Source organism: Tautonia marina (genome assembly GCF_009177065.1).
Taxonomy (GTDB): Bacteria; Planctomycetota; Planctomycetia; order Isosphaerales; family Isosphaeraceae; genus Tautonia; species Tautonia marina.
On the sequence record NZ_WEZF01000008.1, the window covers coordinates 216,844 to 231,445 of the forward strand.

The 14,602-nt window shown below is 63.6% G+C and carries 8 protein-coding genes; all 8 read right to left on the minus strand.

What is annotated here, in order from left to right; all coding sequences use genetic code 11:
• Positions 1 to 115: 115 nt before the first annotated feature.
• The 8 genes from GA615_RS11995 to GA615_RS12030 all read right to left on the minus strand — a co-directional run bounded on the left by GA615_RS11995 (position 116) and on the right by GA615_RS12030 (position 14,543).
• Positions 116 to 1,957 carry an exo-alpha-sialidase gene (locus tag GA615_RS11995; protein WP_235905367.1) on the minus strand — a complete coding sequence of 614 codons (1,842 nt, stop codon included), beginning with the start codon at positions 1,955 to 1,957 and terminating at the stop codon, positions 116 to 118.
• Between the two features lie 102 nt (positions 1,958 to 2,059).
• The gene (locus GA615_RS12000; protein WP_152051533.1) at positions 2,060 to 3,709 is read right to left on the minus strand and encodes an amidohydrolase family protein; all 1,650 of its coding nucleotides are present in this window, start codon (positions 3,707 to 3,709) and stop codon (positions 2,060 to 2,062) included.
• Positions 3,696 to 4,952, minus strand: coding sequence for an amidohydrolase family protein (locus GA615_RS12005; RefSeq protein WP_152051534.1), 1,257 nt, complete (start codon positions 4,950 to 4,952; stop codon positions 3,696 to 3,698). The genes GA615_RS12000 and GA615_RS12005 overlap by 14 nt, the downstream gene beginning before the upstream one ends.
• Before the next feature lie 59 nt (positions 4,953 to 5,011).
• A complete protein-coding gene (locus GA615_RS12010; protein ID WP_161602299.1) occupies positions 5,012 to 6,256 on the minus strand; it encodes an amidohydrolase family protein in 1,245 nt (414 codons plus the stop codon).
• Positions 6,256 to 8,994 (minus strand): amidohydrolase family protein, encoded by a 2,739-nt coding sequence (locus tag GA615_RS12015; RefSeq protein ID WP_152051536.1) that lies wholly within the window; start codon positions 8,992 to 8,994, stop codon positions 6,256 to 6,258. Before GA615_RS12015 ends, GA615_RS12010 begins: the two co-directional genes overlap by 1 nt.
• A gap of 107 nt (positions 8,995 to 9,101) precedes the next feature.
• Positions 9,102 to 10,502, minus strand: a complete 1,401-nt coding sequence (locus GA615_RS12020) for an amidohydrolase family protein (protein WP_152051537.1) — start codon at positions 10,500 to 10,502, stop codon at positions 9,102 to 9,104.
• 7 nt (positions 10,503 to 10,509) lie between these two features.
• The gene (locus GA615_RS12025) at positions 10,510 to 11,748 is read right to left on the minus strand and encodes an amidohydrolase family protein (protein WP_161602300.1); all 1,239 of its coding nucleotides are present in this window, start codon (positions 11,746 to 11,748) and stop codon (positions 10,510 to 10,512) included.
• A gap of 110 nt (positions 11,749 to 11,858) precedes the next feature.
• Positions 11,859 to 14,543, minus strand: a complete 2,685-nt coding sequence (locus GA615_RS12030) for an amidohydrolase family protein (protein ID WP_152051539.1) — start codon at positions 14,541 to 14,543, stop codon at positions 11,859 to 11,861.
• Positions 14,544 to 14,602: the final 59 nt, after the last annotated feature.

Here is a 14,602-nt window from a genome sequence, read left to right on the forward strand (position 1 = left end):
CCCTCGATCAACCCTCACACCGGTCTGATACCGGGCGAGCCCTTCCCGAAGGCGGCCCGGCATCAGACCGGTCAAGGTTCGACCCCAAGGCGATTCCGATACGAACGCCCGAGAATCACTCGGCATTGGCCGGTTCGGGCACGCCAGCGCGGAAGTTCCCGACGGCCTCGGAGGTCCGCAAGGGACGATCGTAGACCCGGACCGATCGGAGTTCGCCGTAGAGTCGCGACGCTAGCGTGGCCCGATCGAGAGCGTTGAGATTGCCCAGCTCGGGCGGGAAGCGTCCCCAGCCGTACTGACGGATCGCGCCTCCGTCATTCAAAATCCCATCCACAACCACGCTGATGATGCGGGGTCCGGCATCGACCGTGACCACGATGTGCTGCCAGTCGCCGACCTTCAAGGTGCCGAACGCGGTGCCGGGGTCGCTATCCCAGGCGGCCTCGTGCTCACCGTCGCTCAGGGTGATGCCAAGCGTCGATCGCCCAGTGGTAAACAGGTGCAACCCGCGGCCGGAATCATCTCGCGTGTAGAGCAGCGATTGCCCCTCGGTCAGTTCTCGGAATCGGACCCAGAGGCCAATGGAGAACCCGCCTCGATCGCCAAGGTCGGGCAGGAGAGGCATGGCCACCTCGGTTCCAGGCGCGATCGGATCGGCGGCCAGGCCGAGAACTAGACCCGAGCGCTCGACCTCGCGGCGGTCCAACTGACCCCAAAGGTCATCGAGCAAACTCGGATCGACCCGGTGAACGCGGGCAATTTCTTTTTGCGTCTCGGTCACATAAAGGTCACCGCCATCTTCGATGAAATCTGGATAGCTGATGCGAACATTCGGATCATCGTCGTAGAGCAAGATTTCAGGCTCGGACCAGTGAATGAACCCATCACGCTCGATCCCGCCAAGGACCCATGCCGGGTTCCGCCCCTGATAGGGGTTCCAGTCGTCTCGGTGAACCTGCTCACCGCCGTGATTGTGAAACCAGTAGAGATATTTTCCGTTCGAAAACTTCTTCACAAAATTGGCGGCTCGGGGATGCTTCACCCGGCGACCCTCGGGACCATACGTCATGTAGGCGGACGGGGTCCAGGTTCGCCCCCCGTCTCTGCTATACGCATGGCATGGGTAGCCGTCGATGGTCCGATACGTGGCGAACAGCGAACCGTCGGAGAGCGCGACCAGGTTGGCCTCATCGGACACGGGACCTTTCGGAGCCCGCAATCCTTCATCTCCCTCCGGGAGCAGCTCCCAGCGGATGCGGGTCGGGTCGGGCTCGGTCAAGATGTTGTCGCTTCGCATGAACACGCCTTGCGATTCGACCATACCTCCGGGAACACCCCACTTGCCCACCTTGGCGAACCCGAAATAGGCCGCGTCGCCGGTGGTGATCGGCTTCCCAACGCCCCAGAAAAACAGGGTCTCGCCACCGGTGGTGTTCCCTCGATCGATCCGCATGGATCGCATCGGGATCTCCAGGCGATCGTCCGACCAGGTCAGGCCGCCATCGTCGCTCCACTTGAAGGCGTAGGCCCCCAGGGTATCGACGCGACGTCCCACGTTCGGGCTATTCGAGGGCACCTCTCGAAGGTTCTTCGAGTTATAGGTGTAAAATGCGTAGATTCGTCCGCTGGGCACCTTCAAGGGCATGACCCACGAGGCTTCCGGCCCGTCGCTCGGTTCAATCGGAATCAGGTCCGACCACGTCCGGCCTCGGTCGTGGCTGATGGTGGCGACGATGTGCTGACCGACCGCCCCCTCCTTACCCTCACCGGTGGTCATCGTACAGAGCCAGTGCCCCTGATCGGTCACGACCACGTAAGGCTGATCGCAATAGCCCTCGTCGGGGATGGTCCAGCCGTTGCGAATCCGCCTCGGATCCTCCTGCGCAGAAGCGGGATCTGGCACCACCAGCAACGCCGGCAGACCAACACAGCACGAAACAAGCACTCGGAACAGCATGGCAAGACCTCGAACATCGGTGGAAGGCCACATCGATTCCGAGGGTATCCAACCTCGACCAGGGTCGCAAGCAACAGACTCCGCGACCCTGGTCGTCATCACTCAACGGCTGTTCCGATCGAAGACCGGATAAACGCGATCTTCGGCCCGCTTGTACCGAACCTTGCCATTGACGATCGCTGTTTCGACATACGTGCGATAATCGAGCGGAGCCCCGTCAAGGACGAGCAGATCCGCATCCTTGCCTGTTTCGATGCTGCCGATCCGATCGTCAAGCCCCAGGATGCGGGCCGGAACGATGGTTAGCGCGGCCAGGGCGGTCGATTCGGAAGCCCCGCCTCGAACGGCAAAGGCCGCTTCCAAAGGAAGGCTGGTCAGGTCTCGACCAGCCAGGCCGTTCAGGCTGACCCCGCTCGACAGGGGCGTGATGGCGAAGGAAACCGATGCGCTCTGGAGAATGCCTGGTGTCTCGATGGACGTGCCGGTCGAATCCTCCCGCCCCGGTTGCGGACTCCGTCGTGATCGAGGGGTCAGAACGACCGGCACGCCGGCCTTCCCCAGATCCTCGGCAACCACCCACGATTCGGCACCCCCATCGATGACGAGGCGATAGTCCAACTCGCGGGCAAGCGCCACCATGCTTCGGATGCCATCGGCGGAATCCGCAGAGATTCTCAACGGAATTTCCTTCTTGACGAGCCGAATCAGACCGTCATCCACCGGCTTCCGAGGCTCCTTGATGTCTTTCTTTCCGGCCTCTTTATCGGCCTCGTATTGCGCAAGGTCTTCAAGATACGAGCGAGCTTTCTTGACGTTTTCACGCCAGCTATACAGATTAAACGGGCCGACCAGCGATGACGCCGGCAAACTGTAGAACGGGTCTTCGGCCAGGAGCATTCCGGAAAGCTCGCCGTAGGCCAGCTTGATAACGGCGTGGTTGTTCGGTCGCGGACGAACCGGCGAAGGCGGAGCGAGTGGTTCAGGAAGCGTTTCGATGACCGTGGCCGAGCAATGGGCACATGCGCCGGATCGGTCGATTTCACTGAAAAATCGATCATCGAACGGTGAAACCATTCCGGGACCATCTCCTCCCGCGAACAGACCCAGCGATTCGTCGTGCGACTCGTCCTGACCATCCCCATGCTCAGACGCATGAGCGACCAGATGATCGAGCACGTCTTGACCGATCTGCCCCTCTCGGACGAGTGCAATCAAATCTTCAAGGGTCAGCTCAACCAGACCGGGATGTTCGGAACCGGGACCACTCTCGAAGCGGAAGCGAAATCCCGACGAGCTTCCCACCTGAACAGCCCCGGCCGTGATCCCTGAGCCGAGACAGAACTTCATGGTTCGATCGAACGGATCCAGCGCATCGGCCACCTTGTTGCTACTGCCGATGGACCTCGTGCGCACCGCCGGCCCCAACCCCACGCCACTCATTTCCAGCGCAATAAATCCGGGCGTGATGACTTTGCCCGCCGCGTCGATCACCTCGGCGTTGTCAGGCACCTCAATTTCCTGGCCGACCTCCTGGATTTTTCCGTCCTGGATCAGGATGGTCCCACGCCGAATCGTCCCTTGTGTCACCGTCTCGATGTCGCCCCCCACGATCGCCAGCACCGGACCGGACGTTTGGGACTCGCCTGCGTCGTCCGACTCGGTCGCCGACTCGGACTGGGCAAACACGAACCCCGTGGACAGCAGGACCAGGACAAGGGGGATCAGGTTGCGAAGCCATTCAATCGGTTTCATAGACGGTCTTCCCTTCGAGAATGACGGTACGAAGGCGGCTGTACGGGTCGAACGGATCGCCGTCGAACATCAGGAGCGACGCGGACTTGCCCTCCTCGATCCGACCGAGCGAGTCTCCCATGCCAATCAATTCGGCCGGGCGGCTGGTGAGTGCTTTGAGGGCTTCATCTCGGGGAAGTCCGGTGGCGATCAGGTAGCCAATATCGAACAATGGCGTATCCTGGCCCGATTGCAGTGCAGCCCGGCTGAATCCCTGGGTGAAGGCAAACTTGATGCCCCGTTCATTCACGATTCGAGGCACATTGATTCGATCACGATTCTGCGGCATCGTGTCCACGGTCGGGCGCAAGACAAGGGTGATCGACGGTCGGTCCGCCAGCTGATCGAGTGTCAACATGACGTCTCGACCCGAAGCGATCAACGCGATCTGCACCTTCTCATGCGGCTTGACCGCGTCCAAAAGATACAGGATGGAGGCCGCGTTCCCGGCATCGACGATGAGCGGTGCCTTCCCTTCGACCACGGATCGCCAGAGGTCTCGGGATGAGTTCGAGGCCCCCGAACCTTGCGAACCAGCATCGCCTGAGTCGGAACCGCCACGTCCCGAGCCTCCTCGCTCCGACGATTCCGACCGACTCGCCTCCTGAAGACTCTTACGAAGGAGTTCCAGCGTGGGGGTACTGTTGGAGAGGGAAAGCATCAAGCGTCCCTCCCGCTCCAGGATGGCAGCGGTGGGATCGTCCGGCACGTTTCGAACCACGGCGGTCTGGCCGTAGTCCGGCGGAAGCAGGTCGAGATACGTCAGGCCCGATCGGAGCAAGGGATCAAAGTTTGTCCGGTAGGGGTCGAACAGGTCGGCTGCTCGCAAGAACGAGGGGGTCCGGCTCGAACTGGAACCACTCATGATCACAACTTGATTTCCAATCACCACCGTACCCGAACTTCCACTTAGCGACCCTCGCGCCGAGAGGGCCGGCTCGACAAGACCAGGCATGATCGTGCGGCCGGATGCGTCGATCACCTGTGCCGCTTCGGGAATCGTGATCTCGTCCAGCGGCCCGACCGCCTCGATCGTCCCCTTGTGCAGGACGATCACCCCCGATTCGATTCGACCGGCTTCACCAACCGTCTCGATGGTCGCACCTTTCAGCGCCAGCGGACGGTCCTGGCCCTGGGTCGGCAGGGGAAGGGCGACCAGCACAAGAGCCGCCCCGAGCAGCGGGGCAAGGCGGTTGAATCTCACGGCTCGGGGCTCCGATTGCGTTGAACTCAAACACGTCACGCCGCGATCGCCGAGTGCGATCAGTAGCGGCGGCGGTCCTTGGTGATATCGTAGATCACTCGACCCTCGATCATCACCTGGGTCACATAATTGCGCGGGTCAAGAATCGATCCGGTGCAGATCACAAGATCGGCATCCTTGCCCGGTTCGATGGAGCCGACACGGTCGTCAATCATCAGGGCCCGAGCCGGTTCGATGGTGATTCCCCGAATGGCGTCCTCCTCGTTCCAGCCGTAGCGCACAGCCATCGCGGCCTGATAGGCGAGGTCCTCCTGAGGAATCACCGGAGAATCGGTATTCACGCCCAGAAAGCCGATCCCGCGCTCGCTGTACTCGGCAACGATACCGTGGATCTGGCCGTCATCCGGATCGAACCGAAAGCCCCGAGGTCCAGCCATCACGGGAATCTCACGCTTCTGAATCTCCTCGGAAATCAAGTATCCCTCGAACGTCCCGTGACCGATCACAACCTTCAGTTCCATCGCATCATGGAGCATTTCGAGGGTGGCCTGGATACCTTGATACCCTTGCGTATGAACAAGCACGGGAATTTCGCGTCGAAAGAGTGGCTTGAAGTTTTCGAGCCGAAGGTTGATCTCGGGCGGTTCGGCGCGCCGGCCGGCGTCGTACTCGTCCCAGGCCTGAACGTATCGGCGGCCTTCTTCAAGCTGGTCGCGGATGATCCAGTTCATGCCCATGCGGCCCGAGCCGAGGGTTCCGTCTCGACGCTCCGGATTGCCCCACTGAGCGATCTTCAAAACGCCGGGAAAGCGAACCAGCACATCGTCAAGCGATCCTGGCCCAGTTTTGAGGATCGCGCCGAAGCCTCCCATGTTCGTGCCGCTGCCGGGAATGTAGCAGACCGTGGTCACGCCACCCGCAATCCCGACTTTCAGCGAATCGTTGTGCGGAATGATCTGATCGAGCGTCCGAAGGTCGGGGTTCGTTTGATAGACCATCTCGTTCAGGTCGCCCGAACCGCCAATGTGGCAGTGAACCTCGACCAGGCCGGGCATGACAAACTTGTCCCCGCAGTCGATCACCTCGTAGCCCTCGGGCACCTCGATCTCGCTGCGAGGACCAACCGCTTCAATCGTGCCGTCGCGGACCAGTACCGTTCCATCGACGATCGGATCAACCGCGCAAGTGATAATCTTCCCGGCATGGAGCGCCAGGGGTCGGCCCTCCGATTCCTCGGCGAAGGCAGGACCGGACGCTATCAGCACCGCGGCGATGATCGGGGCGAATGGCGCAAGGCGAAGCATCAACGTTCGTCCTCCCGAGAAAGATAGACCCATGAGCCGTCGATCATCACGGCAAGCACTCGACTGGCAGGAGCAAACGGCGGTCCGCTCCAGACCACCAGATCGGCATCTCGTCCGGGGGCAAGTGTACCGATCCGATCGTCCAGGCCCAGAAACGCCGCCGGTGACGAGGAAAGACCCGCGAGCGCGTCTCCCGTGCCCAGGCCGAGCCGAACCGCGTAGCGAACAGCTCTCGGCAGGGTTGCCGACCCGCTCCCGGCCTGTGACTGAAATCCGAAGGAAATCCCCTCGGTTGCGAGCACCTGGGCCAGGTTCACCGTCGCACGATCCACCTGACGGATCAGGTCTGGCCCCACCACGGCGGGCACTTCTGCGTCGGCAAGTAAGGTTGCGTCGCGGAATGCATCGTCGGCCCCGAGCAAGACGGTGTCGAGCGAATACTCCTCGCGAAACAGTTTCAGCGCTGCTCGAATCGTATCCAGCGAACCCACCTCGACCAGGGCCGGAATCGCTCCGGCGAACAGAGGGCGATACGGTTCGAGCGAGGCCACGGTATTCGGTTTCTTGGGGGCTTTCGGCTCCTCGGGCATTTCCTCCTCGGCCGAGTCGGTGGTGGGTTTTTCGTCGTCCTTGGCCTCGGGTTCGTCCTTCGCGTCGGGATTCTCCTTCGACTCGTCCTCTCCTTCGTCGTCGTCCTTGCCCTCGGGTGAGTCTTCCGATTCCTTCTTTGAGTCGTCGTCGGATTGCTTGGAGTCGCTGGATTCGTCCCCGTCCTGCTTCTCCTTTTTACGAGCCTCCTCGGCCTTTTTGCGGGCCTCCTCGGCACGTTTCTTTTCGTCGAGTCGAGCCTTGGCCTCCTCATAGTCTTTCTTCTTCGACTCGTATTCGGCAAGGTCAGCCGCGTATTTCTCCCAGGAATCGGCATACGTCTTGGCCCGTCGAAGGGCCGATCGCAGGCTGTTTGCCGAGGCGGTCGCGTTGCCGGAGAGACGGAAGCGGAGGGCGACGGGATCGCGCAGGACCTTCGGATCATCCCCCAGCTTGAACGCCACGACCGGCGCCGGCGAGATATCGCGGGGGCCGGTCAGGGCCGTCGTGATCCCTCCTCGACGCGCCACGTCCACGGCCGGATCGCCCGAGATCAGGCGATCGCCGAGCTTGGTGTCCAGGCCCACACTCGTTCGGGAAGGTCCCCCCTGATCGCTTCCTGAATCACTCGATGAAGATCGGGACGACGAGGACAGCGGTCCTCCCAATCCCAAATCGGTCGCCAGATCGATCAGGCCGGGAGTGACTACCGCCTCATCAAACGTGATGATCTCGGCATCAATCGGTGCGGAGACATCGGGGCCGACCCCCCGGATGGTGCCGTCCTGCACCACGATCGACGCATTGCTTAGCTCCGATCCATCACCGATCTGCACCGACGAGGCTCGAATGACGATCGCCTTCGATTCGGCATCCACCGACCAGGCGCGGCGACCGGAAACGTACACCTCACGGACCTGAGCATGGAGATCGAACGGATCAGCGGAAAGAACGGCGAAATCGGCGTCCTTGCCCGACGAAAGCGTTCCGACCCGGTCGGCCACGCCGAGGAGTTCCGCTGGGGCGGCCGTGATCATCCTCAAAACCTGTTCATCGCTGAACCCCCCGGCGGCAAACTGCGAGGCCAGAAAGAGTAGCTCGTTCAGGTCGGCATCGGTTGACGGAACCACGGCGACCGACACCCCGGCCTCGATCAAGGCCGCGGCGTCGTCCCAGGGGTCTTGGGGGGCGGGCTGGTCCGGGTCGGGCAAGGGAAGGTCTGCAATCCGACCCGGCCGAGAGCGGGGGTCGAGCACGACCCCATCAACCACCTCGGCCCAGGAGTCGAGGCGGTCGAGCCAGGGGCGCAGATCGGTCGGCCCCACGAGGACGAGCTTCAGATCAAACGTCCCGGCCAGACTAAGCGCCGCCCGGATTTCGGCCGCTCCGGGGGCGGAAACCCGCAATCGAGCCGTCCTGTCCAGGGCCTCGACCAGCGGGTCGAGCAGGGGATCGGTCCCCGGATCGGGGCGATCGGCCCGAGCAGCCTCAATCAACGATCGCAAGCCCGCGACCGCTCCGGCCAGGCTCGAAGCAAGTTGCGGCTGCGTTGGATCAATGGGCCGGTCCCGCGCGACCAGTCGGGGAGGAGGTTCATAAATGCGAGGTGGATTCAATGCGTCGGATGTCAGCAGAACCCGAAGATCCCCCTCGGCCTCCAGCGTTCGGTCCTCAGGGTCCATCCCGGCCAGCTTGACCACCGCCCCTCGCCCGGGCATCAGTCGATTGCGGCCGGGGCTGAGATGGACGGTCGTCACCCCTCCCGAGAGCGGACCGGTGAAATCATCGAAGGGATCAAACCCGTCGATCGCTCGCACGCCGGGAGTCAGAGCTCGTTCGTCGTCGGCCGACACCACCCCCAGGCCCGACTCGGCCGCGACCAGGCCCGGAATGACCACCGACGACGGCCCGAGATCCACCTGCCGGGCCGTCTCCGGCACCTCCACGTCGGCGACCTGACCCACCGCGACGATTCGGCCGTCGGCGACCAGAAGCACCGCGTCGTCGATCGGTGGGCCATCCCCGGTCCAGAGCTTCGCCGCCCGGTACGCGACCACCTCGGCAGTCGAAGTCGAGATCGAAGCCGTGGCCGAGGCCGAAAAGCCGGGCAGAAGCAGCAACGGGGCCAGAAACAGGAGGCGTGCGCGCATGATGCGGTGGCTCGGAAGCGGTGGCAGGTCGTGATTCGAGCACATCAACCGAAATCCATCAGAAGCGTTCGGGCAGAACGGCCGGCCATCATGATCGGACCAGGCCCTTACTCCTGATCGGGTGACTCCTCGGCGTTGGGAAAGAGCAACGCTCGCATCCGGGAATCGTCCTCGCGACGGTAGACGATCTTGCCGTCGATGATGGTGGTATCGACCCAGGTGCCGAGCTTCAGGGGATCGCCGGTCAGAATCACCAAATCGGCATCCTTACCTGGTTCGATGGAACCGACAAACGAATCGACGCCGATCAACCGGGCCGGGCGCAGGGTGAGGGCTTCGAGCGCCTCCTCCTCGGGCATCCCGTATTTCACGGCCATGGCCGCCTGATACCAGAGCAGGCTCGGTCCCAGGGTCGTCGCCGAGAACAAGGACGAGCCAGAGGTCTGAAAAGTGATCGGCACCCCCGCCTCGCGGTAAAGCCGGGGCAGAACAATCTGATCGTCCCGATCGGTCCTCGGGTCGGTTTCCCAGAAGACCAGTTCCGGGTCGAGGATGACCGGCTCGTCTCGACCTGCCAGCAGATCGACGGCCTTGTAGCAATCTCGGCCCAGGATCAGGGTTGCCTTCATCTTGTAATCGTCGATGAGCCGCAGGGCGTGGGGCACGTCCATCGCCAGCTCACAGTAGAGGAACGCGGGCAGCTCCCCCTTGAGCAGGCGGACCATCGCCTCGCGCTGAGCGTCAGGAGCGGCATCCTCGGGGTTTGATGCCGAGTTCGAATCGTCGTCGTCCTTCGCCTCGTCCTCGTCTTGCGGAGCCTTCGGATCGTCGGAGGATTCCTCATCGGCCGTGTCGTCGTCCTTCGCCTCGTCCTCCGATTCCTGCGCCTTCTCCTCGAGCGAGGCCATGTACCGCTTCGTTTCGTCCAGCTCGCGGCGCAGCCGGGCCAGGTGACTCATTCGGCTCGAGCTACCCGCAGGGCGAAGCGACAGCTTCAGGCCGGCGTCTCGTTTTAACACCATGTCTTCGGCAAAGGTGCCCGAAGTCTTCACCACGGCCGACTTGCCGCCGAACATCGTGCTGTTGCCGGGAATCGCATGGACGGCGGTCACGCCGTTGCGGCGTGCTTCTTCGAAGTAGATCGCATTCGGATCCACCGCGTCGACGACCGTCACAAACGGCACGTTCGGGTTCACCTCGTTCGGCTGTACCAGCGGTTCGGGGCTATGCGGCTCGACAAAGCCGGGCAACACCGTCTTACCCGTCGCGTCGATCACCCTGGCCTCAATCGGGATCTCCAGGTCCTTGCCCACCTCCTGAATCGTCCCGTCCCGAATCAGGATCACGCCGTCGTCGATCGGTTCGCCGACGATCGGCACGATGCGTCCGCCCTTGATCGCCAGCTGCTCCTGAGCGTCGGCTCCCACCGTCGGCAACACGGCGATCGTGAACGTCAGAATCAGAGCCAGACCACTGTTCCACACACCGGATCGTTGCGTCGTCGCCATGACAGGTTCAGTCCTCCTGCGAGGGCTCGGGGCGGGGGAATTGGACGACGCCGTCGACCATCACCCAGCGCACGGGGGTCGTGAATTCCAGAGGATCGCCTTGCAGGGCGACAAGATCGGCCGCTTTTCCTACCGCAATCGACCCGAGGCGATCGTTCACGCCGAGCACCTTTGCCGGCTCAATCGTGATCGCCTTCAGGGCCTCATCCTTCGGCAAGCCGAACCGCGCCGCGAACCGGGCCTGCTCCAGCAAATCACCCCCGGACAGGGCGACCGCCACACCGGCCTCGTGCAAGACACCAGCCGTATTCCAGGCCAGTTCGGTCCGCTCGGGGCCATACGCCCCATTGATTCGTAACGGGCCAAGGACCACCGCCGAGCCCACGGCCGCCAGCGGCTCCGCCACCTTGTAGGCTTCGTGCCCGCCCAGAATCGTCGGCACATAACCGAACTCACCGGCTAGCCGAAGCGACGTCAAGATATCATAATCGGTACGACTGACGGTCAAGACCGACCGCCGACCGCGAATCACGTCGCGCAGCGGTTCGTACGGGTCGGCCTCGATCGGCAAGGTCGTGTCCAGGTCGGGATCGGCTCCACGAGAGGCCCGGTTCATGGCATCGCGGAGCATCGCAACTACTCCCATCCGGTTCGTCGGCTGGCGGACGTAGATCGAGTCGGGCCGGGTCCGCGATCGGTTGCGTGAGGCCGGATCAGACGCGATCGTCACCACCAGCGCCGCCTCGGCCTCCACCACCCGACCTGATCCGGCCGTCTTGACCACCGGGGCCATTCCGGGCACGACATTCTCGCTCAGGGGGATCAAGGCTCCCGCCGTCGTACCGCCGGCCAGCGCCTCGACGAACGACCGCGACGACCAGTCAATCGCCGGCAAGGGGTTGAACCTCGGCGTGATTTCCCGAGTGATCTCGACCGAAGGCCCGATCACTCCCCCTGGCAAGTCCACATCCACAAAGCCGGGAAGCAGGGTCGAGCCCTCTCCCAGGTCGATCACTTCGGCTCCCTCGGGAGCCTCAACCGACGCCCCCACCGCGGCAATCTTCCCCTCCGAAACGAGGACCGCCCCCGGAGCAAAGGTGTCACCCTCAACCGTCTCCACCGTTCCGGCCCGGATGAGAATGTCCCCTTCCGCCCCGACCGCGGCCCCTGAGCCAACCGGGAACAGCATCAGCGGCAAGATCGCGAAAACCCAGGTTCGAATTCTCACACGAAGCGATCGGCTCATGGTGCGGCTCGACTCGGGGTAGGGCAAGCTCCGGCCTGCCGGCCGACGGGGCAGACATTGGTCTGCCCGACAGTGATGGAGATACTCACACATAGATTTGCATCATGACGTCAGGGAACGATACGCCCATCGACCACCACCGTCAACGGACGGCTCGACAGGTCGATCGGCGTGTCGTCCCAGATCACGAAATCGGCCGGGCGGCCCGATTCCCAGCACGAGCCGGGTTCGTCGAGCGCGATGGGATCCATGACGGCGAGGGCTTGCAATGCCGTTGCTCTCGGCAGGCCGGCGGCCACGGCCGAAGCGGCCAGCAGGCGAAGCTCCTCCGGATCATCGGCCGCAAACACGAGCCCGGCGCCGGCCTCGACCGCCTGGCGAATGCTCGCCCACCGTCGCACCTGCTCCGGCCCGGAAGGCATTGGCCGCGCCACCAGCACAAGGTCCGGCCCTTCACTCGCAAGGCGGGCGATCCGATCAAGCTGGGTTTCGATCGCTCCGGGGCCGACCAGCGCCACACAGCTTCCCAACTCCTCCGCCAAGTCGAGCGCCAGGGCCACTTCGGTTTCCTCGTCCACCTCGATGAACGCCCCGCACTGGCCGTCTCGAAGCAGGGCAGCGCGCTCGCGTCGAACGGCGTCGAGGCGGTCGATGGCCGGACCGCTCAGGTAATAGTCGAGCGAGCGTCGGACATCGGGGTCGGCTTCTCCCTGCTCGCCCAGGAACTGTCGGATCAAGGACACCTGGCCCGGCAAGCTCACCGGGAACCGATCCAGGTTCCTCGACGCGGACGAGAGCACCAGATTCATCCCGATCACCGGATTCACCACCGGCTCATCCGATCCGAGACGCACCGCTCCCACGGCCCCGCCGATCACATTCGCCGAAGCCGGCGCAAACCCGGCCCGCAAGACCCCGCCCCGCACCATCTCCCGAACGGTTCGGCCGTTCGGATCGAAGGCATCGACGGCTTGCAGGAACCCGGCATCGGCCCCGGCCGATTCGGCGACCGCCCGCCCCTGGCCAAGCGTGCTGTGCGCGGTCAGCAATCCGGGAGAAACGATCGCGTCTCCCACGTCAAAGACTGGCACGTCATCCTCGGCCTCGACCGTTTCGCCACTGGCCGCGATGGTCCCGTCAACGACGAGCAAGGCCCCCGGCTTCGTCGTCCCGTCATCATGCACAAACCGTCTCGACCGCAGCACGAACCGACTCGGCAAGCGATCGGGCAGGTCGAGATCAACCACCGTGGCCAGGTCGTCCTCGGTCGGCGCCACCTGGTCATTCCGATAAACGACGTCCCCCCCGGAGAGGACCAGAGCGACGGCCGTGGCCGGGTCGATCGGATCCCCCGCGAAGGCGACGAGATCCGCTCGTTTCCCTTCGGCGATCGTCCCCAGGTCGTCGGCCAGGCCGAGCACCTCGGCCGCTCCAGCGGTCAGGGCCCGCAAGACCCGATCACGCGGCACGCCTCGGGCGACGGCCGAGGCGGCATGGGCGCGGAGCAGGGCGGAATCGCTCGGCCGATCGCTGTAGGTGCCGATCGCCCATCGACTATCCTCGGCCGGAATTCCGGACGGCCACGATCGATCTCGGTTGCGTCGATACGGCGGTGGGCTCCCCAATTCGAGAATCGGCCCGAGCACCATCGGCGTGCGCTTCGCAACCAGTTCCGCTCGCGTTGATTGCGGATCACTCAGCCCCTCGACGATCAGTTTCAGGTCAAACTCCTCCGCCAGCGCCAGCGCGTTGATCAGGTCGTCTTCGCGATGCACTTCGATCCGAAGCGGCACCTCTCCCTTGAGCAGGCCGACCAGAAACTCCTTGGTTTCATCCCGCTCCGGTTCCTTCGGAGGCTCGTCCTTCTTGGTGTCCGAATCATCGTCTTTCTCAGACGTGTCCTTCGAGTCGGCAGGTGTCTCGCCCTCCTCCTTGCCGTCGTCGTCCCCCTCCTCCTCGTCCTGCGTGGGACCAGCCCCCGAGTCCTCGCCGGATTCGTCCGGGTCGTCGTCCTGCGACTCCTCACCCTCTTTCGTCTCGGATTGCTTCGTGTCGTCGTCCTTCGATTCCTTCTCGGCGTTCTCGTTCTTCTCGTCCTTGTCCTTCTTCGCGGCCTTCTCCTTGGCCTCGTTGTACTTGGCGAGGGCCTTCTCGTACGATTCCCACTCCTCCTTGTAGCGCTTCACGCTGTCGAGGGTTCGCTTGAGCTGCTCGAACTGCTGGTAGCGGAGCACCGAGTTGCCCGACGCGTTGCTCACCCCCAGCGCAGCCTGCACAAAGGCATCGGCCTTGAGGGTCAGCTCCTCAACGGTCCCTCCCGGACCAACGCGAAGCACCGCCCCCCGGCCACCGAGCCGTCCCTCGTTGCTCGGCTGAACCGCCACGGCGGTCACTCCCGATCGGGCCACGTCGATCCAGTCGTCGGCGAACGGATCGACCCCATCAAGGATGTTCAGCGCTCCGTCGTTTCCCCCATCGCGCCGGGTCGCCGAAGGTAGCCAGAGCACGCTCCTTGCGTCGATCAGGCCCGGCGTCACGGTCAGGCCCGAGACGTCGATCCGCTCGGCCCCCTCAGGAATCTCGACCGCCTCGCCGACGGCCTCAATCCGGCCGTCGCGCACGAGGATCGTTCCCTCGATCGTCCCGGCTTCGGTCTGTGTCAGCAACCGACCGCCGACCAGGGCCACCACCCCCGATCGGTCGGCGTCGTCGCCTTGATCCGCGCGAGCCTCGCGGAACCAGGGCATCATCAGTGACACGAGAACCAGTGGAAGCGCAAGGCGCAGCATCATCATCGGCATCGTGTGAAACCGGGTCGCGATCTCAGATCGGTGGTGCGTGCAAGGAGGAGAGG

Excerpts from the sequence above, each read along its gene's own strand:
- GA615_RS11995 (WP_235905367.1), bottom strand. The coding sequence starts at position 1,957 with ATGCTGTTCCGAGTGCTTGTTTCGTGCTGTGTTGGTCTGCCGGCGTTG.
- GA615_RS12000 (WP_152051533.1), bottom strand. The coding sequence starts at position 3,709 with ATGAAACCGATTGAATGGCTTCGCAACCTGATCCCCCTTGTCCTGGTC.
- GA615_RS12010 (WP_161602299.1), bottom strand. The coding sequence starts at position 6,256 with ATGCTTCGCCTTGCGCCATTCGCCCCGATCATCGCCGCGGTGCTGATA.
- GA615_RS12015 (WP_152051536.1), bottom strand. The coding sequence starts at position 8,994 with ATGCGCGCACGCCTCCTGTTTCTGGCCCCGTTGCTGCTTCTGCCCGGC.
- GA615_RS12020 (WP_152051537.1), bottom strand. The coding sequence starts at position 10,502 with ATGGCGACGACGCAACGATCCGGTGTGTGGAACAGTGGTCTGGCTCTG.
- GA615_RS12025 (WP_161602300.1), bottom strand. The coding sequence starts at position 11,748 with ATGAGCCGATCGCTTCGTGTGAGAATTCGAACCTGGGTTTTCGCGATC.
- GA615_RS12030 (WP_152051539.1), bottom strand. The coding sequence starts at position 14,543 with ATGATGATGCTGCGCCTTGCGCTTCCACTGGTTCTCGTGTCACTGATG.